General features: G+C 63.5%; 16 protein-coding genes. 3 read left to right on the forward strand and 13 right to left on the reverse strand.

Features of this window, described 5'->3' with window-relative positions; all coding sequences use genetic code 11:
• Positions 1 to 124: 124 nt before the first annotated feature.
• The 12 genes from dacB to WCY17_RS01440 form a co-directional block, all read right to left on the reverse strand.
• Positions 125 to 1,543 carry a D-alanyl-D-alanine carboxypeptidase/D-alanyl-D-alanine-endopeptidase gene (dacB, locus tag WCY17_RS01385; RefSeq protein ID WP_372700380.1) on the reverse strand — a complete coding sequence of 473 codons (1,419 nt, stop codon included), beginning with the start codon at positions 1,541 to 1,543 and terminating at the stop codon, positions 125 to 127.
• 105 nt (positions 1,544 to 1,648) lie between these two features.
• Entirely contained in the window at positions 1,649 to 3,472 is a 1,824-nt protein-coding gene (gene lnt / locus WCY17_RS01390; protein WP_372700381.1) for an apolipoprotein N-acyltransferase, read from the reverse strand.
• Positions 3,462 to 4,343 carry an HlyC/CorC family transporter gene (locus WCY17_RS01395; RefSeq protein WP_372700382.1) on the reverse strand — a complete coding sequence of 294 codons (882 nt, stop codon included), beginning with the start codon at positions 4,341 to 4,343 and terminating at the stop codon, positions 3,462 to 3,464. Before WCY17_RS01395 ends, lnt begins: the two co-directional genes overlap by 11 nt.
• Before the next feature lie 52 nt (positions 4,344 to 4,395).
• Positions 4,396 to 4,881 carry an rRNA maturation RNase YbeY gene (ybeY, locus tag WCY17_RS01400; RefSeq protein ID WP_372700383.1) on the reverse strand — a complete coding sequence of 162 codons (486 nt, stop codon included), beginning with the start codon at positions 4,879 to 4,881 and terminating at the stop codon, positions 4,396 to 4,398.
• On the reverse strand, positions 4,871 to 5,851 hold the full coding sequence (locus WCY17_RS01405; RefSeq protein ID WP_372700384.1) for a PhoH family protein: 981 nt from the start codon (positions 5,849 to 5,851) through the stop codon (positions 4,871 to 4,873). Before WCY17_RS01405 ends, ybeY begins: the two co-directional genes overlap by 11 nt.
• Positions 5,848 to 7,335, reverse strand: a complete 1,488-nt coding sequence (miaB, locus tag WCY17_RS01410) for a tRNA (N6-isopentenyl adenosine(37)-C2)-methylthiotransferase MiaB (protein ID WP_372700385.1) — start codon at positions 7,333 to 7,335, stop codon at positions 5,848 to 5,850. The genes WCY17_RS01405 and miaB overlap by 4 nt, the downstream gene beginning before the upstream one ends.
• A 3-nt stretch (positions 7,336 to 7,338) precedes the next feature.
• Positions 7,339 to 8,274 carry a protein translocase subunit SecF gene (gene secF, locus WCY17_RS01415; RefSeq protein ID WP_372700386.1) on the reverse strand — a complete coding sequence of 312 codons (936 nt, stop codon included), beginning with the start codon at positions 8,272 to 8,274 and terminating at the stop codon, positions 7,339 to 7,341.
• Positions 8,275 to 8,288: 14 nt separating this feature from the next.
• On the reverse strand, positions 8,289 to 10,160 hold the full coding sequence (secD, locus tag WCY17_RS01420; RefSeq protein WP_372700387.1) for a protein translocase subunit SecD: 1,872 nt from the start codon (positions 10,158 to 10,160) through the stop codon (positions 8,289 to 8,291).
• 20 nt (positions 10,161 to 10,180) lie between these two features.
• Entirely contained in the window at positions 10,181 to 10,522 is a 342-nt protein-coding gene (gene yajC / locus WCY17_RS01425; RefSeq protein WP_372700388.1) for a preprotein translocase subunit YajC, read from the reverse strand.
• Positions 10,523 to 10,616: 94 nt separating this feature from the next.
• The gene (gene tgt / locus WCY17_RS01430; RefSeq protein ID WP_372700389.1) at positions 10,617 to 11,753 is read right to left on the reverse strand and encodes a tRNA guanosine(34) transglycosylase Tgt; all 1,137 of its coding nucleotides are present in this window, start codon (positions 11,751 to 11,753) and stop codon (positions 10,617 to 10,619) included.
• On the reverse strand, positions 11,750 to 12,799 hold the full coding sequence (gene queA / locus WCY17_RS01435; protein ID WP_372700480.1) for a tRNA preQ1(34) S-adenosylmethionine ribosyltransferase-isomerase QueA: 1,050 nt from the start codon (positions 12,797 to 12,799) through the stop codon (positions 11,750 to 11,752). The genes tgt and queA overlap by 4 nt, the downstream gene beginning before the upstream one ends.
• Positions 12,793 to 13,155: a two pore domain potassium channel family protein gene (locus tag WCY17_RS01440; RefSeq protein ID WP_372700390.1), complete on the reverse strand. Its 363-nt coding sequence runs from the start codon at positions 13,153 to 13,155 to the stop codon at positions 12,793 to 12,795. Before WCY17_RS01440 ends, queA begins: the two co-directional genes overlap by 7 nt.
• A 224-nt stretch (positions 13,156 to 13,379) precedes the next feature.
• Between WCY17_RS01440 and doeA the strand changes: the two genes are divergently transcribed.
• From doeA to WCY17_RS01455, 3 genes are read left to right on the forward strand one after another with little or no spacing between them, the layout of a single operon-like run.
• Positions 13,380 to 14,591: an ectoine hydrolase DoeA gene (doeA, locus tag WCY17_RS01445; protein ID WP_372700391.1), complete on the forward strand. Its 1,212-nt coding sequence runs from the start codon at positions 13,380 to 13,382 to the stop codon at positions 14,589 to 14,591.
• 4 nt (positions 14,592 to 14,595) lie between these two features.
• Positions 14,596 to 15,639, forward strand: a complete 1,044-nt coding sequence (gene doeB, locus WCY17_RS01450; RefSeq protein WP_372700392.1) for a N(2)-acetyl-L-2,4-diaminobutanoate deacetylase DoeB — start codon at positions 14,596 to 14,598, stop codon at positions 15,637 to 15,639.
• Positions 15,639 to 16,115, forward strand: coding sequence for an Lrp/AsnC family transcriptional regulator (locus WCY17_RS01455; RefSeq protein ID WP_372700481.1), 477 nt, complete (start codon positions 15,639 to 15,641; stop codon positions 16,113 to 16,115). Before doeB ends, WCY17_RS01455 begins: the two co-directional genes overlap by 1 nt.
• Positions 16,116 to 16,198: 83 nt before the next feature.
• On the opposite strand, the gene WCY17_RS01460 is transcribed toward WCY17_RS01455, so the two are convergent.
• Positions 16,199 to 17,230 (reverse strand): low specificity L-threonine aldolase, encoded by a 1,032-nt coding sequence (locus WCY17_RS01460; protein ID WP_372700393.1) that lies wholly within the window; start codon positions 17,228 to 17,230, stop codon positions 16,199 to 16,201.

Consider the following 17,230-nt stretch of genomic DNA (forward strand, 5'->3'; position numbering starts at 1 on the left):
GCAGGAGGCACGGGGTGATGCCCGATTTTACCCGAGCCGGAGACATGTCGGCGAGAACCGCTCACAGCCCGAGAACATGGGGTGCTGCCCACAGCCGCATCCCTGCCTGCCGGCATGCAGCCCATCAGCGTTCGGCCAGCCAGCGCACGACCGCGTCGTCAAAGGCCCGACCCTGTGCGGCACCCGCATCATTGACCATGCTCACCAGAATGTAATATTTGCCACTGGCGCCCCGCACGTAGCCCGCCAGCGCACGGGCGTCGCGCAGGGTGCCGGTCTTGAGATGGGCCTGCCCCCGGGTACGGGCGTCTTTCAGACGCCGGCGCACGGTGCCATCCACCCCCGCGATGGCCAGCGAAGCCACATACTCGGGCATCAGAGGCGAGCGCCAGGCGACATCCAGCATCTGCGCCAGGCCGCGCGCGGTCACACGGGCCTCGCGTGACAGGCCCGAGCCATTGTCCAGCACCCAGCCACTGGTATCCACCCCCTGCGCCACCAGCACCTGATCCATGGCACGGGCACTGCTGGCTGGCGTGGCGCCCGCGCCTGCGAGCTCGGCGCCCAGCGTGAGCAGGATCATCCTGGCCATGACATTATTGCTGTATTTGTTGATCTGGCCGATCGTGCTGGCCAGCGTGGGAGAATCATGGGCCACGAGTTCACGCGCATCCGGCGGCACCGCCCCTGCACGAATGTCGCGCGCCAGCGTGCCGCCCAGTTCCTTCCACAGCAAGCGGAACAACGCCTCGAATTGTGCCACGGGCGCGCTGATCAACCGGTAGACGCTGAATTCGCCACAGGCCCCACTCGCCTTGCCCGATACCTGAATCACCGTTTGCGCGGCCTGTGGCGTTACCCGGGCGACGACAGCCGGCTGCGCCTTGCAGGCCCCCGCCAGCCATTCGACCTGCCCCTGGACATTCACCCCGCGCACGGGCGGATCCACAATGGGGATCCACTGCCGGGACGCCAGGTCAGGATGAAACACCACGCGGGTGGCCCCGAAATCGATCAGCAGGGCATCCGGGCTGGCGTTATAGGCGCGATCGGGCTGGGCATCGAAATCACCGGGCTCGATGGCCACCTCGCCGAACAGGCTGCGATCGACCACGACCTCGGACAGGTTCTTGACGCCCCGCACGCGCAATTCGCGCAGGGTATGCCAGAGATCTTCGAGCGTGAGCCAGGGGTCACCCGCCGCCTGTATGTACAGCGGCCCGGACAAGCTGCCCTGTGCATCCAGACGCGCCTTCGCATCCGACAGGAAGCGCGTGCGCCAGACGTAGTCGGGCCCCAACGATGACAGGGCGGCCCAGGTGGTGACCAGTTTCATGACCGACGCCGGATTGCGGGGCACCTGATTGTGCAGGCTCGCAATGACCGGCCCGCCGGCCTCGCGAATCTCGAGCGACAAGGCCGCGTCAGGCAGCCGGGTGGCCTTCCAGGCCTTTTGAAGTTCGGCCGGCAGGCCCTGCGCCATACTGGCTGACATCAGGGCGGCAAACAGCCAGATCCCGGCGCAGCGCCACAAGAATTTCATCCAAGCCTCCACGGAACGATCTGAGACAACCTGCAGGACGACGGGCTGCCTTCGGGACACGCGCTGCCTTCGAGGCATGTGCTGCCTTCGAGGCATGCACCGCCTTCAGGGTGCCCTGCGCCTGCCGCGCCTTTTTATCACAAACGCGAGCAAAAGAATGCCCATGGACCATGCCAGTATCGGCAGGTTGCGCGTACGGACATAGGGGGTCAGGCCCTGCCACCCCTGGACTTCCACATCGAGTACACCCGGATGCCCGGTGTCCAGCCGGCCATACACCTGGCCCCGCGGGCCAATCGCCGCAGTCAGCCCCGTGTTGGTGGCACGCACCATGGGCCGGGCGGTCTCCAGGGTGCGCAGGCGGGCCATCTGCAAGTGCTGGCGCAGGGCCCAGCTGTCACCGAACCAGGCCAGATTGCCCAGGTTGACCAGGATGCTGGCCCCTTCCGGATTCTCTGCGGATGAGGTCACACTGGCTGCGATCTCTTCGCCAAACGTATCTTCATAGCAAATATTGAATGCCAGCGTCTGGCCTGCCACACGCAGCACCGGCTGATCGGCATGCCCTCGATCGAAGTCGCCCAGCGGGATGTGCATGGCGCGCACGAACCAGTGAAACCCGGCCGGAATGAATTCACCGAAGGGCACCAGATGGCGCTTGTCGTAGTGCCAGACGCGACCATCCTGCTCCAGGACCCCGCCCTCGGCCGTCAGTGCGAAGGCGGAATTCGTATGCCGTGATGTCTGCTCAGCGGATTGCGCAGCATGTACACCGGCGCGATCCCGGCGATGCAGTGGCACCCCCAGGACGATCGGCGCCCGCAGGCGCATGGCCGTATTTTCCCAGCCTGCCCACACCCTGGGTGGCACCCGATCCTGAAAAATGGGGATCGACGTTTCCGGCAGCAGGACCAGCGCCGGACGGTCATCATCCGACTTCGGTGCTCGTGCCGCGAGGCCTTGCAGACGCTCCTGTTCGTCAAAGAAGCGCGCCGGATCGAATTTTTCGGACTGGGGCGTAGCCGGCTGGACGAGCCTGAGCAGCACCGGCGCGCCGTGTGGCGCACCCCACTGGATGGAACCCAGGGCAATGCCGGCCAGCCCGGTGACGAGTGCCACACCCAACACGGCCGCCGCACTGCGATCCCAGGGCGGCAGGTTCCGTGCACGCAGCATGAGCACGGCGGCGACAGCAGCAAAGGCCGCCAGCCAGCCGGCCCCATATACCCCCAACAGGGGCACCCAGGCCGCAAACATCCCTTCGGCGTGGGCATAGCCGCCCTGCAACCAGGTGAAGCCGGTGAACAGGGTGCCGCGCAACCACTCAAAAAGCGTCCAGGCCGAGGCCCATGTGGCCGCAATCAGGCACTGGGCCAGCGCATGCTGTTGCGGCCGCATGCGCCCCGTGAGCAGGGACGTGGCCAGTGCGCAGGCCAGCGCCCCGTACAAGGCCATGGCGGCTGCGAATATGAGCAGGGCACCCATGGACAGGGCCAGGGACAGGCCCCCATAGCGATGCATGCTGATGACCAGCCAATAGACGCCCACGGCAAACTGCGCGACGCCAAACAGCCATGCCCGCCCGGCGGCCTGACGAGGGCCTGCCGCGCGCAGCGTGGCAGAGACCAGCACGGCCAGCGAAGCAATCTGTACAAATGGCAGGATCCAGCCCGGCAAAGGCCCCGGTGCAAAACTGAGCGCCTGGAGCGCACCGGCCAGCAACAGCGTCAGCGTGCCCCGCAGGCCCGAGCCTGCACGCAGCGGCGGCCGTTCATGGGCGGTTTCGGCGGCGCCGCTGGTGCCCCGCTCGACTGCGGATGGCCCATCAGCCGGGGATGGCCTGTCGACCAATGATGAAGTACCGACCGGTGATGAGGTACCGACCAAGGATGGCGCGCCGACCGGGGATGACGTACCGTCAGGCTGCATGTTCCGGGGTGGGTTCGGGTTGCGCCCGCTGCACGTGCAGCCAATGGGCGCGCTTGCCATCCGCCCCGACCACCGTGAATGCCAGACCCTGTGACTCGAAGCGCTCGCCACGCCGCGGGATATGCCCCAGTTCGGCGGCCAGCCAGCCATTCAGCGTATCGCACTCGTCATCCGGCAGTTGCACGCCGAATGCATGGTTGAAATCGTCGATTTCGGTCGTGCCCATGGCGCGCCAACTGTTCTCGCCCGTGCGAAAAATGGTCTTTTCGGCGGCTTCGTCGAATTCATCCTCGATTTCGCCCACGATCTGCTCGAGCACGTCTTCCATGGTGACCAGGCCCGAGATGCCGCCATGCTCATCGATGACAATGGCCAGATGATTGCGGCTGGCGCGGAATTCCTGCAGCAGTTCATTCAGGCGCTTGGTCTCGGGAATGAATACCGGCGGGCGCACCAGCGCGCGCAGGTCGAGCGTCTGATCAGACCAGGTGAGCAGCAGATCCTTGGCCAGCAACACCCCGATGATGTTGTCACGATCGCCCTCGTAGACCGGAAAGCGGGAGTGCCCGGTTTCCGTGATCATGGGCAGCAGTTCGGACAGGGGGCTGCGGATGTCGAGCAGATCCATGCGCGAACGCGACACCATGATGTCGGCCACGGTCATGTCGGCCACTTCGAGCGCGCCCGAGATCATGGCGTACGATTCGCTATCCAATACCGAATGGTCGTGAGCGGCTTCGAGCACGGCCCGGATGTCGTTCCTGTCGGTGGGGGGCGCGGGCCGCAGCAGCGCCCGGAGACGGGAAAGGAAGGATCCGGTGGCGACACGCGCAGGTCGGGGCTCGGGGTCGGGTGAGGAAGGGTCTGGCATTGTCCGAAGGACGAGTAATGAAGACTGTAGGATAACCGATAAAGCGCCGATTTCAGGCATCATCCTGTACGCGATACGGATCGGGTATCCCCTGGGCGACCAGAATACGGACTTCGAGCGCTTCCATCGCGCGCGCCTCGTCATCCTGCACATGATCATGGCCCAGGGCATGCAGCACGCCATGGGTGACCAGATGCGCCGCATGGTGCTGGAACGGCTTGTGCTGCCCGGCGGCCTCGCGCGCCATGACCGGCAGACAGAGCACGATATCGGCGCGCAGGCAGCCTGTGGGGTCGCGGCCGTATTCGAAGGTCAGCACGTTGGTGGCGGCATCCCGCCCCCGCCAGGCTGCGTTCAGGCTGCGCCCTTCAGGCTCGTCGACGATGCGCAGCGTCAGGGCCACGGGCTGCGGGGGCGCATCGGCCGCCGGGCACAGGGCCATCCGCAGCGCCCGCCCGACCCAGCGCCGCAGCCGCCAGCGTGGCAGGTCGGGGGCCTGCACGGCGTACTGCACGCTGAGGCTGAGTTCAGGATACATGGTCTCCCGCCCGTTCGTAGGCATCCACGATGCGGGCTACGAGCGGATGGCGCACCACATCGTGGCTGGTGAAGCGGGTATAGGCAATGCCCGGCACGGCCTCGAGGACCTCGAGCGCGTGCAGCAGGCCGCTGCGCTGCCCCCTGGGCAGATCGACCTGGGTCGGATCCCCGTTGATGACCGCCTTGCTGCCGAAGCCGATGCGGGTCAGGAACATCTTCATCTGTTCCGGCGTCGTGTTCTGGGCTTCATCGAGAATCACGAATGCATGATTCAACGTGCGCCCGCGCATATAGGCCAGGGGCGCGATCTCGATGGTCTGTTTCTCGAACAATTTCTGCGTGCGCTCGAACCCCAGCAGGTCATAGAGCGCGTCATACAGCGGCCGAAGATAGGGGTCGACCTTCTGCACCAGATCACCCGGCAGAAAACCCAGGCGCTCGCCGGCCTCTACGGCCGGGCGTGTGAGCACCAGGCGGGCCACCGACTCGCGCTCGAGCGCATCGATGGCGCAGGCCACCGCGAGCCATGTCTTGCCGGTACCGGCAGGACCCACGCCAAATGTGACATCATGCTTGAGGATGGCATTCAGATAATCACGCTGACGCGGCGTGCGCGGACGCAGGTCGGACTTGCGCGTGCGCAGGTTCAGGCTGGCGTCGTCCACGGGCGGGATTTCGGACGGGCCATCGCCCGCGGCCGCATCCAACCGCGCCCCGAGCTCGACCAGCCCCAGTTGCAGGGCCTCGAGCGTCAGGCCGCCCTCTGCCGTACGCTCATGAAACCAGCGCAAGGCCTTTGCCGCCTGCTCTGCCAGGGCACCCCGCACGGTGAAGCGGCTGCCACGCCGCCGGATCTCGACCCCGTAGGCCTGGGCGATCTGCTGCAGATGACCGTCGAGCGGCCCGCACAATTGAGCCAGACGCGCGTTGTCGCCGTCCAGTTCGACAGTCAGTGAACGTTCGCTCATGCACCCACCCGATAGGCATCAGACGTCACGATTTCGCCCCGCAAGGTGTTGGCCAGACTCTGCGTGATGCGCACATCGACCATCTGGCCAATGAGGCGCGCTTGTCCTGGGAAATTGACGATGCGATTGTTTTCGGTGCGGCCTTTGAGATCGGCCGCATCCTTGCGCGAATGGCCTTCGACCAGCAGACGCTGTACCGTACCTACCATGGCCTGCGCATACGCCTGCGCCTGCTCGTTGATCAGCGCCTGCAGCCGATGCAGCCGCTCGAGTTTCTGTTCGTGCGGCGTGTCGTCGGCCAGGTCGGCCGCCGGTGTACCGGGCCGCTTCGAGTAGATGAACGAGAATGACTGATCAAAGCCGATGTCGCGCACCAGATCGAGCGTATGTTGAAAATCTTCTTCGGTCTCGCCAGGAAAGCCGACGATGAAATCCGAGGACAGCGTCATGTCGGGGCGCACCCTGCGCAGCCGGCGGATGATGGCCCGGTATTCAAGTACGGAATAGCCACGCTTCATGGCGGCCAGCACCCGATCGCTGCCGGCCTGCACCGGAAGGTGCAGGAACGGCACCAGCCTGGGCAAGGTGCCATGGGCCTGGATCAGGCGGGCCGTCATTTCCTTGGGATGGGACGTGACATAGCGGATCCGTTCGATGCCGGGAATGTCGTGCACGTAATCGAGCAGCATGGCGAAATCGGCGATCTCGCCGGACCCGCCCATGGGCCCCCGGTAGGCATTCACGTTCTGGCCCAGCAAGGTGACTTCGCGCACACCCTGATCGGCCAGCCCGGCGATCTCGACCAGCACATCGTCGAACGGGCGCGACACCTCGGGCCCGCGCGTATAGGGCACGACGCAGAAGCTGCAGTATTTGCTGCAGCCTTCCATGATCGAGACGAAGGCGCTGGGGCCCTCGACCCGGGCCGGCGGCAGCGCATCGAATTTTTCGATCAGGGGAAACGAGATATCGACCTGCGCATGCCCCGAGGCCCGGCGCTGATCGATCATCTGCGGCAGACGATGCAGGGTCTGCGGGCCGAATACCAGATCGACATACGGTGCGCGCTCAACAATGGCAGCCCCTTCCTGGCTGGCCACGCAGCCCCCCACCCCGATGATCAGATCGGGATTCTTCAGCTTGAGTGGCTGCACCCGGCCCAGATCGGAAAACACCTTTTCCTGGGCCTTTTCACGCACCGAACAGGTATTGAAGAGGATGATGTCCGCTTCTTCCGGGACTTGCGTGAGTTCGACCCCCCGTGTGGCGCGCAGCACATCAGCCATTTTCTCAGAGTCGTACTCGTTCATCTGGCAGCCGAACGTACGAATGTACAGCTTGCGGACCCGGGCGCCGGGCTCGGGCGGGGGCAACTGCCCGACCAGCGCGTGAATGGCATCGTGATCGGTACCCCGGGGCCCCGCAGGGCCGTTGCCTGTCTTGCGGGGCACCACGCCGGGGCGGCGTATCGAGGATTCTTGCATGTACTAGCCCAATTCGACTTCGGGACCGTCCTTCTTGACGGGTCGCACCAGATCTTCACGCTTGATGCCCATCCACATGGCCAGGGCGGCGGCCACGAACACCGAGGAATAGATCCCGAACCAGATCCCTATGGTGAGCGCCAGGGAAAAATTGTGCAAGGTGGGCCCGCCGAAGAAGAACATGGAGAGCACCATCATCTGCGTGGACCCATGCGTGATGATGGTACGCGAGATGTTCTGCGTGATCGAGGCATTGATGATCTCGCGTACGGAGGCCTTGCGCTGCTTGCGGAAGTTCTCGCGGATCCGGTCCATGACCACGACGGACTCGTTGACTGAATAGCCGAGCACCGCCAGCACGCCCGCCAGTACCGACAACGAGAATTCCCACTGGAAGAACGCAAAAAAGCCCAGGATGATGACCACGTCATGCAGATTGGCGATGGCACACGAGGCCGCCAGCTTCCATTCGAAACGGATGGCCAGATAGATCATGATGCCCACGACCACGAACAGCAGCGCCATCAAACCGTTGTGCAGCAGTTCCTGGCCCACCTGCGGCCCCACGAACTCGACCCGGCGCAACTGCACGTCGGGGCTCTGGGCCTGCAGGGCAGACAGTACGGTACGGCTCTGGGAGGCGGTGTCTTCACCGGGCCTGACGGGCAGGCGGATCATGACATCCTGGGAGGTACCGAAGTTCTGCACCTGAAAATCGGTGTAACCCAGTGCATCGATGGCCTGACGGATATCGCCCACCGGGGCCGACTGGCTGTAGTGCACCTCCATCACGGTACCACCGGTGAACTCGATGGACAGATGGAAGCCCCGCGTGACGATGAACAGGACCGCCAGCAGGAACGTGACCAGGCTGATGATGTTCAGCAGCAGCGCATGCCGCATGAACGGGATGGTGCGGTGGATACGGAAGAATTCCATGGTGTGCCTCGCCTTCAGTCTTGCCTGGGTTTCCAGACCTGGCCAATCGATATGGTCTTGAGCTTGCGCTTGCGCCCATACCAGAGATTGGCCAGCGCCCGCACCCCGACCACCGATGAGAACATCGAGGTGAGAATGCCGATGCAGTGGACGACCGCAAAACCGCGCACCGGGCCCGTGCCGAAGGCCAGCAGCGCAATCCCCACAATGAGGCTGGTGAGGTTGGAGTCGAAAATGGTCGCCCAGGCGCGGTCAAAGCCCAGATGAATGGCCTGCTGGGGCGGCAGCCCGGCACGCAATTCTTCACGGATGCGTTCGTTGATCAGCACGTTGGCATCGATGGCCATGCCCAGGGTGAGCGCAATGGCGGCGATGCCCGGCAGGGTGAGCGTGGCCTGCAGCATGGACAGTACCGCGAGCAGCAAGAGCACGTTGAAGCTCAGGCCCAGCGTGGAGAACACCCCGAACAGGTGGTAATACGCGATGATGAAGATGGCAATGGCCGTAAAACCCCACAGGGTGGAGTCAAAACCCTGCTTGATGTTGGCGGCCCCGAGGCTGGGCCCTATGGTTCGCTCTTCGATGATCTGCATGGGTGCGGCAAGGGACCCGGCACGCAGCAGCAGCGAGACGTCCGCCGCCTCCTGGGCGGTCATGCTGCCCGAGATCTGCACGTGCCCGCCCGGGATTTCGGAGCGGATCACCGGCGCGGTGACCACCTCGCCCTGGTTGTTCTCGAACAGCACGATGGCCATGCGCCGGCCGATGTTGTCACGGGTGACGTCGCGAAAGATCCGCGACCCCTTGGCATCGAGCGTCAGGTTGACAGTGGGCTGCTGGGTCTGCTGATCCCGACCGGGCTGGGCGTCCTGCAGGTTCTCGCCCGTCAGGATGACCTGGCGGCGCAACAGCAGGGGCCGGCCATCACGGTCGTTGTAGCGCACCAGCCCGAACGGCACCCGGCCCGACGACAGGGCCGCCTGGGCGGCCGGCGACTCATCGACCATGTGGATTTCAAGGGTGGCCGTGCGGCCGAGGATTTCCTTGGCCTTGGCGACGTCCTGCACGCCTGGCAACTGAACCACGATCCGGTCTGCACCCTGCTGCTGGATGATGGGCTCGGCCACCCCCAGTTCGTTGATCCGGTTGTGCAGGGTCTGGATATTCTGCTTGAGGGCGTTGTCCTGCACCTGCGTGATGGCCGATGGCGTAAGCGTGCCCGTCAGCTGCCACTGATCGCCCGAGTGTGCCGTAACGAACTGCATTTCGGGCATCGACCGGCGCAGGAGATCGACCGCCGCATCACGTTCGGCCTCGGCCACGAAACTGGCACGGACCGACTGCCCGGCCCGCTCGACATCGTCGAACTTGATCTTTGAATCACGCAGGGTGCTGCGCGTTTCGCTGGCCACCGAATCGTAGCGGCTGACAAGCGCCCCCTGCATGTCCACCTGCAACAGGAAATGCACGCCGCCGCGCAGATCCAGCCCCAGGTACATGGGGTTCGCCCCCAGCGCCGTGAGCCACGCCGGCGTGGCTGACATCAGGTTCAGTGCCACGGTGTAGTCCGGGTTGGCCGGATCCGGATTGAGCGCCTTTTCGAGCAGATCCTTGGCGGCAAGCTGGGTGTCGGTGCTGTCGAAGCGCAGGCGCACCGCGCCCACCGGGCCATTCATTTCGAACGTGCCGGCCGTGGGCTGGATGCTGTTCTGCTCGAGCACCTGCTCGGCACGCAGCAGGGTCTCGTGATCGACCTTGACCGATGTCTTTGCCCCCGCGATCTGTACGGCCGGCGATTCACCATAAAGATTCGGCACGCTGTACAGCACGCCGATGACCAGAGCGGCCAGTACGATGAGGTATTTCCAGAGAGGGTATCGGTTCATGGTCGAGCAACCTGAAGGTTTCAGAGCGACTTGATGGTGCCCTTGGGCAGGATGGCCGTAACGGCACTGCGCTGAACGATGGTCTCGACGGGTTTGTCGGCCAGTTGGGAGATCTCGAGCGTCAGGTAGCTGTCGCTGACCTTCACGATCTTGCCCAGCAGGCCGCCCGACAGAATGACCTCGTCACCCTTGGCCAGGGCCTGGACCATTTTCTTGTGATCCTTCTGGCGTTTCATCTGCGGCCGGATCATGAGGAAGTACAGGATCACGAACATCAGGATGATGGGCAGCATGCTCATCAGCGCATTCGGCTCGCCGGCGGCCTGGGCCGGGATCAGGGTCAGGGTGTCGACGAAAGACATGAAAGCTCCTGAAATGGGGGCCATGCCCCCTGTAGGTTGCAGAAAATAACTCTTGATTGTAGCGGTATATGGCGCCCGATCACCAAATACACTGCTATTGGGGCCCCTGCGCCCGATCACGCAGAAAACCCGCACGCCAGACTTCGAACCGATCCGCTTCGATCGCAGCACGCATCTCGGCCATGATCTGCAGATAGAAGTGCAGGTTGTGCAGTGTGTTCAGGCGTGCTCCGGTGATTTCACCACAACGCTGCAGGTGGTGCAGATAGGCGCGCGAGAAATGCCGGCAGGTGTGACAGGTGCACGTTGGGTCAAGCGGCCCGGTATCGTCGCGATAGCGGGCATTGCGGATTTTCACATCACCATGGCGCGTGAACAGCCAGCCGTTGCGCGCATTGCGCGTGGGCATGACGCAATCGAACAGATCCACGCCGCAGCGTACCCCCTCGACCAGGTCCTCGGGGGTGCCCACACCCATCAGGTATCGGGGTGCGTCGGCCGGCATGCGTGGCGCCACATGCGCCAGCACCCGCAGCATATCGGGCTTGGGCTCGCCCACCGACAGGCCACCGACGGCATAGCCTTCGAAGCCGATGTCGACCAGCCCGGCCAGCGACTCATCGCGCAAATCTTCATACATGCCGCCCTGCACGATGCCGAACAGGGCATTGGGATTGGCGAGCGCATCGAATGCCTCACGCGAACGGCGTGCCCAGCGCAGCGACATGCGCATCGAGGCGGCCGCTTCGGCGTGGGTCGCAGGGCGCTCACCGATGCGGTACGGCGTGCATTCATCGAGCACCATGACGATGTCGGAATTGAGGCTGTGCTGGATGCGCATGGATTCTTCGGGCGACAGAAACCGCCTGGCGCCGTCGATGGGCGATGCAAAATGAACGCCGTCTTCGGTGATCCTGCGCATGCCATCGAGGCTGAACACCTGAAAGCCGCCCGAGTCGGTCAGTATGGGCCCGTGCCACTGCATGAAGCCGTGCAGCCCGCCATGCCGCTCGATGATGTCGGTACCGGGGCGCAGCCAGAGATGAAAGGTGTTGCCCAGCACGATACGCGCGCCGAGGTCATCGAGTTCATGGGGCAGCATGGCCTTGACGCTGCCGTACGTACCCACCGGCATGAACATGGGTGTCTCGACGATGCCATGGTTCAGGCGCAGACGCCCGCGCCGGGCCTGACCCTGCACGTGCAGGCATTCGAACTGCAGTCGACTCATGACGTACCAGCCGTCTCGATGAACATGGCATCCCCGTAGCTGAAGAAACGGTAGCGCGATTGTACGGCGTGCGCATAGGCCCGCTGGATGGATGGCAGCCCGGCCATGGCCGAGACCAGCATCATGAGGGTGGATCGCGGCAGGTGAAAATTGGTGATCAGCGCATCCACATGCCTGAAGCGATAGCCCGGGGTGATGAACAGGCGCGTATCGCCTTCGCAGGCTGACTCGCCATCGCCACCCGAGGCGGCGGCCTCGAGGGCACGCACACTGGTCGTGCCCACCGCCACGACCCGCCTGCCACGGGCGCGCGTGGCGCGGATCTTCTGCAGCGTTTCAACCGGCACGACATAGCGTTCGGCGTGCATGACATGCTCACCCAGCTGTGCCACGCGCACCGGCTGGAATGTGCCGGCGCCCACGTGCAGGGTGACGAAGGCCTGTTCGATGCCCAGGCCCTGAAGGCGATCCAGCATGGCCTGATCGAAATGCAGGCCGGCCGTGGGCGCCGCCACGGCGCCGGGCTGACGGGCGTAGACTGTCTGATAGCGGGCCTCATCGTGCGCATCGGCGGTGTGGGTGATGTACGGCGGCAGCGGCACCTGTCCGTGTACATCCAGCACGTCCAGCACCGGCGCGGGAAACAGGAGTTCGAAGCATTCGCCCTGGCGCCCCAGTACCTGCACGTCGATGGATCCGTCGCCCAGCAGCAGATGGGTGCCAGGCCCGGGCGCCTTGCTGGCCCGCACGTGCGCCAATGCCCGGTGCGACTCGAGAATGCGTTCGATCAGCACCTCGACTTTGCCCCCACTGGCCTTGTGGCCACGCAGACGCGCCTTGATCACGCGCGTATTGTTGAAGACCAGCAGGTCGCCCGCGCGCAGCAGATCGGGCAGATCGGTGAACCGGCGATCATGCAGGCCACCTGCTGCATCCAGGTGCAGCAGGCGGCTGGCACTGCGCTGCGAAGCCGGATGCTGGGCAATCAGCTCGGCGGGCAGGTCGTAATCGAACTGATCGAGCGTCAGGGCCGGATCGATCACGATGGATCTTCACCCATATCGACATCATCCAGATGAAACTTGTGCATGATGCGATGGGCGATCGGTGCCAATATGACCCCAAGGGTGGCCATGACGACCAGCGTGACGAAAAACCCGTAGGCAGCAAAGAACAGCCGGCCCAGTGTGGTTGTGGGCATGATGAAGGTGCCGATCCCGCCGATGATGAACAGGGCATTCATCAGGGCATCGTGCCAGGTGAAGTCATTGAACAGCCACAGGCCCAGCACCCCGAGCAGCAGGGTCGCAACAATCAGCAACAGTGCATACAGGCCGTGCAGCAGCAGGCGGCGTCGGAATTGATGTGGATGCAGCAAGGGCGCATTACGTGACTCATACATGGCAGGCACAGGACACAATGACGGAATGCGCCCATATTACCCAAGTTCCTCGAGGACGGGGTACGGGCTTGATCCGCAGCCAGCCCCCCAGTGACATGACGATGCCACGGCACCATGATTCGGGCACGATGTCGATCTCCGGGATCATCCCGACTGACGATACCGCCATGAAAAGTGCTAGGATGCCTTGGCCCCCCCTTTGGCCAGCCATCCGGAGTCTGACCATGACGAACCTCGCCGATGACCACCAAGGCCTGGTTGCGACACTGCCGTTCGAGCGCGCAGAGTACAGCCGCCGCCTGCAACGTACACGCGAGGCCATGCGCCAACAAGGGCTGGACGTACTGATCATCAGCGACCCCACCAACATGCACTGGCTCACAGGCTACGACGGGTGGTCATTCTATGTCCATCAGTGTGTGCTCGTGAGCCACGACGACGCCCCCCTCTGGTTCGGACGCGAGATGGACCGCAACGGTGCCCGGCGAACCGTCGTGATGGCTGATGACCATTTGTTCGGCTACCCGGACACCTATGTGCAGTCGACCGATCGCCACCCCATGGACTGGCTGAGCCGCGAAATCCTGATCCCGCGCAACTGGGCCCGGGCCCGGATCGGGGTCGAAATGGACAACTACTATTTCAGTGCAGCCGCCTTTGCCGCCCTGCAAAAACATCTGCCCGATGCCCATTGGGCCGATGCCACGGGTCTGGTCAATTGGCGGCGAGCCATCAAATCGCCGCGCGAAATCGAATACATGCGTATCGCCGCACAGATCGTCGAGGCCATGCACCGGCGCATCATCGAGGTCGTGGAACCCGGCATGCGCAAGAACGAGCTGGTGGCCCATATATACCAGGCAGGGCTGCTGGGCATCGAGGGACATGGTGGCGATTACCCCGCCATCGTGCCCATGGTGCCCACCGGCAGAGACGCGACAGCCCCCCATCTCACCTGGACCGATGCGCCCATCCCGGAACAGTCGGTCACGTTCTTCGAAATCGCAGGCTGCTATCGGCGCTACCACTGCCCTCAGTCGCGTACGGTATACCTGGGTTCTCCTCCTGCCGACCTTCTGCGTGCCGAGCAGGTCGTGATCGAGGGTATTGCCGCGAGTCTGGACAAGGCCCGTCCAGGCAATACCTGTGAAGACGTCGCAGAGGCCTTCTTCAAGGTGCTGCATGGCGGCGGATTCCAGAAATCCAGCCGCTGCGGCTACTCGATCGGTGCAAGCTACCCGCCTGACTGGGGTGAGCGAACCATGAGCCTGCGCGCCGGCGACCGGTCCGTGCTGGAACCGGGCATGACCTTCCATTTCATGCCCGCCCTGTGGGAAGCGCAATGGGGGCTGGAAATCACGGAAGCCATTCTCATCACGCCGGACGGTGCCGAACCACTGTGCCAGACGCCCCGCCAGTTATTTGTCAAAGATTGAGCGCATGCAGAATTCCCCCATCCACCCGACCGTGGACTTCTCACTCGACGGCGTGCAGCACGGTTTTCTCCGGCTGCCACATTCACGCGATGACTCGGCCTGGGGTGCCATCATGATCCCGATCACCGTGGTTCGCCATGGCCCGGGCCCAACCGCCCTGCTTACGGGCGGCAATCATGGCGACGAATACGAAGGGCCTGTTGCCTTGGTCAAACTCGCCCGCAACCTGAAGATGGATCAGGTGCGCGGGTGCGTCATCATCATCCCTTTTCTCAATTATCCAGCTTTTGTTGCAGCGCGGCGCACTTCACCGATCGATTCCGGCAATCTGAACCGCCTGTTTCCGGGCAACCCGGAAGGCACGGTCACCGAGAAAATCGCAGATTACGTCCAACGCCATCTGCTGCCCATGGCCGATTACGTACTCGATCTTCATTCGGGCGGCAAAACCCTTGACTTCCTGCCCTTCGCGGCCATTCATCTACTCGACGACAAGGTCCAGCAGGCCGCCTGCGAGGCCGCCATGCGGGCTTTCGGGGCCCCCTATTCCATGAAGATCCTCGAACTCGACAGCGTCGGCATGCTGGACACGGCTGCAGAGCACATGGGCAAAGTATTCGTCTCCACCGAACTGGGCGGTGGTGGCACAGCCACCCGGGACAGCATCGCGATTGCCGATGCCGGCATACGACGCTTTCTGATACATGCCGGGGTGTGCCGTGGCCGCAAGACGGTGCCACCACAAACGACCCTGCTGGATATGCCCGATGGTGCCTGCTACACCTTGTGCGAGCACGATGGCCTGCTCGAGATGGTCAGGAATCTGGGCGACATCGTGCAACAAGGTGAACTCATCGCCAGGGTCTACGATATCTCGCGCACTGGTGTTCCGGAAAAACGCTACCATGCAGGGCGTGATGGCATATTGGCGGCCCGGCATTTTCCGGGCCTGATCAAGTCCGGCGACACCCTGGCAGTGATCGCCAGCATGGCGGACAACCCCCAGCAGCCACAAGAATCCGACTCTCTGAAGCCACTTGCCCCATGATCAAACTGGACCGCTATGACTTGAGCATCCTCAAGATCCTGTCCGAACAGGGCCGCATGACCAAATCCGAACTCGCCAGGCAAGTCTGCCTGTCAGCGTCGCCCACCTGGGAACGGCTCAAGCGCCTCGAAGATCAGGGCTTGATCCGCGGCTACCAGGCCGATGTCGCCTGGGACAGAATCTTCGGAGGATGCACCGTGATCGTGGAAGTCAGCCTCGACCGTCATACGGCCCACGACATGCAACGCTTCGAACAACACGTGACCGAAGTGCCAGGCATCGTGCAGTGCCATGCCACCGGCGGGGGCGTGGACTACATCCTGCATGTACGGGCACGCGACATCGACCATTACCAATGCCTGATCGACCAGTTGCTCGAGGCGCAAATCGGGATCGATCGCTATGTCACCTATATCGTGACCAAGACGATCAAGACCCGGCCTGCCGTGCCGGCCGAGGTTCATGACCTGCCCTGAAGGCGCAATCGAGGTCCGTCACCGGCAAGGGCATGCCGGACATGCAGCCATGCCCTTGACCCGCAGGCCAGCGGGTGCCCCCGTCAACTGGCCAAACGCTGCATGTGCTGGATCAGCGCAGCAATATCGGCTTCGGTCGTATCGAATGAGGTGACGAACCGCAATTCGGAAGATCCGGGCAGCCAGCGATTGCAGGCGCAGTACGCCTGCAGCGGCTGAACCCAGGTTTCCGGTACCTCGACAAAAACCATGTTCACCTGAGTCGGTGCCGTCAGCCGGACCTGGGGGCATTGCGCCAGATGTGCGCGCAGCAACCGGGCCATGGCGTTCGCTTGTCGCGCATGAGTCTGCCACAGATCGTTCTCGAAGTAGGCGAGAAACTGGGCAGCGAGAAAGCGGTGCTTGGACACCAGTTGCATGCCCTGTTTACGGATCCCCTCAAAACAAGTGGCCAGTCCATCATCAAAACATATGACCGCCTCGGCCATCATCAGGCCATTCTTGGTGCCACCGAATGACAGCACATCGACACCGACATCGCGCGAGAGCGCGGCCAGACTCACGTTCAAGGCGACCGCGGCATTGGCCAGCCGCGCACCATCAAGATGTACCTTCAAACCATGCCGATGGGCCCAGCGCACCAGGCTGCGCAATTCATCGATCGAATACAGCGTGCCATACTCGGTCGCCTGGGACAGCGACACCATGGCCGGACGGTTGCGATGTGGCAGATCATTCTGAAAGATCAGGGCAGCCTGCAGTTGCGGCAGATCAAGCTTGCCCTGGACGCTGGCCACGGACACCAACTTGCACCCGATCATGCGCTCGGGCGCGCCGCATTCATCCACATGCACATGCGCCACATCGGAACAGAACAGGGCATCGGTGGAGCACAGGCCCGACTGCAGGGCCAGGACATTGCACGCCGTGCCGGTGGTGACCATGAACACCCGGGCCTCGGTTCCAAAATGTTCGGCAAACGCCTGCTCGGCCTGTCGGGTCCAGCGATCGCTGCCATAGCCGGACACATGGTCGCGACTGGCTCGTGTCAGCCAGTGCAGGACCTCCGGCGCTACGCCGGACGCATTGTCACTCGCAAAGAGATGGCTCGCCAA

The sequence above is a fragment of the Castellaniella sp. genome (assembly GCF_041677825.1).
Lineage (GTDB): Bacteria > Pseudomonadota > Gammaproteobacteria > Burkholderiales > Burkholderiaceae_B > Castellaniella.

Bases quoted from the DNA above. Each gene is read 5' to 3' on its own strand.
- WCY17_RS01395 (WP_372700382.1), bottom strand. From the start codon at position 4,343: ATGCCAGACCCTTCCTCACCCGACCCCGAGCCCCGACCTGCGCGTGTC.
- miaB (WP_372700385.1), bottom strand. From the start codon at position 7,335: ATGCAAGAATCCTCGATACGCCGCCCCGGCGTGGTGCCCCGCAAGACA.
- secF (WP_372700386.1), bottom strand. From the start codon at position 8,274: ATGGAATTCTTCCGTATCCACCGCACCATCCCGTTCATGCGGCATGCG.
- doeA (WP_372700391.1), top strand. From the start codon at position 13,380: ATGACGAACCTCGCCGATGACCACCAAGGCCTGGTTGCGACACTGCCG.
- WCY17_RS01405 (WP_372700384.1), bottom strand. From the start codon at position 5,851: ATGAGCGAACGTTCACTGACTGTCGAACTGGACGGCGACAACGCGCGT.
- tgt (WP_372700389.1), bottom strand. From the start codon at position 11,753: ATGAGTCGACTGCAGTTCGAATGCCTGCACGTGCAGGGTCAGGCCCGG.
- dacB (WP_372700380.1), bottom strand. From the start codon at position 1,543: ATGAAATTCTTGTGGCGCTGCGCCGGGATCTGGCTGTTTGCCGCCCTG.
- WCY17_RS01440 (WP_372700390.1), bottom strand. From the start codon at position 13,155: ATGTATGAGTCACGTAATGCGCCCTTGCTGCATCCACATCAATTCCGA.
- secD (WP_372700387.1), bottom strand. From the start codon at position 10,160: ATGAACCGATACCCTCTCTGGAAATACCTCATCGTACTGGCCGCTCTG.
- lnt (WP_372700381.1), bottom strand. From the start codon at position 3,472: ATGCAGCCTGACGGTACGTCATCCCCGGTCGGCGCGCCATCCTTGGTC.
- ybeY (WP_372700383.1), bottom strand. From the start codon at position 4,881: ATGTATCCTGAACTCAGCCTCAGCGTGCAGTACGCCGTGCAGGCCCCC.
- doeB (WP_372700392.1), top strand. From the start codon at position 14,596: ATGCAGAATTCCCCCATCCACCCGACCGTGGACTTCTCACTCGACGGC.
- yajC (WP_372700388.1), bottom strand. From the start codon at position 10,522: ATGTCTTTCGTCGACACCCTGACCCTGATCCCGGCCCAGGCCGCCGGC.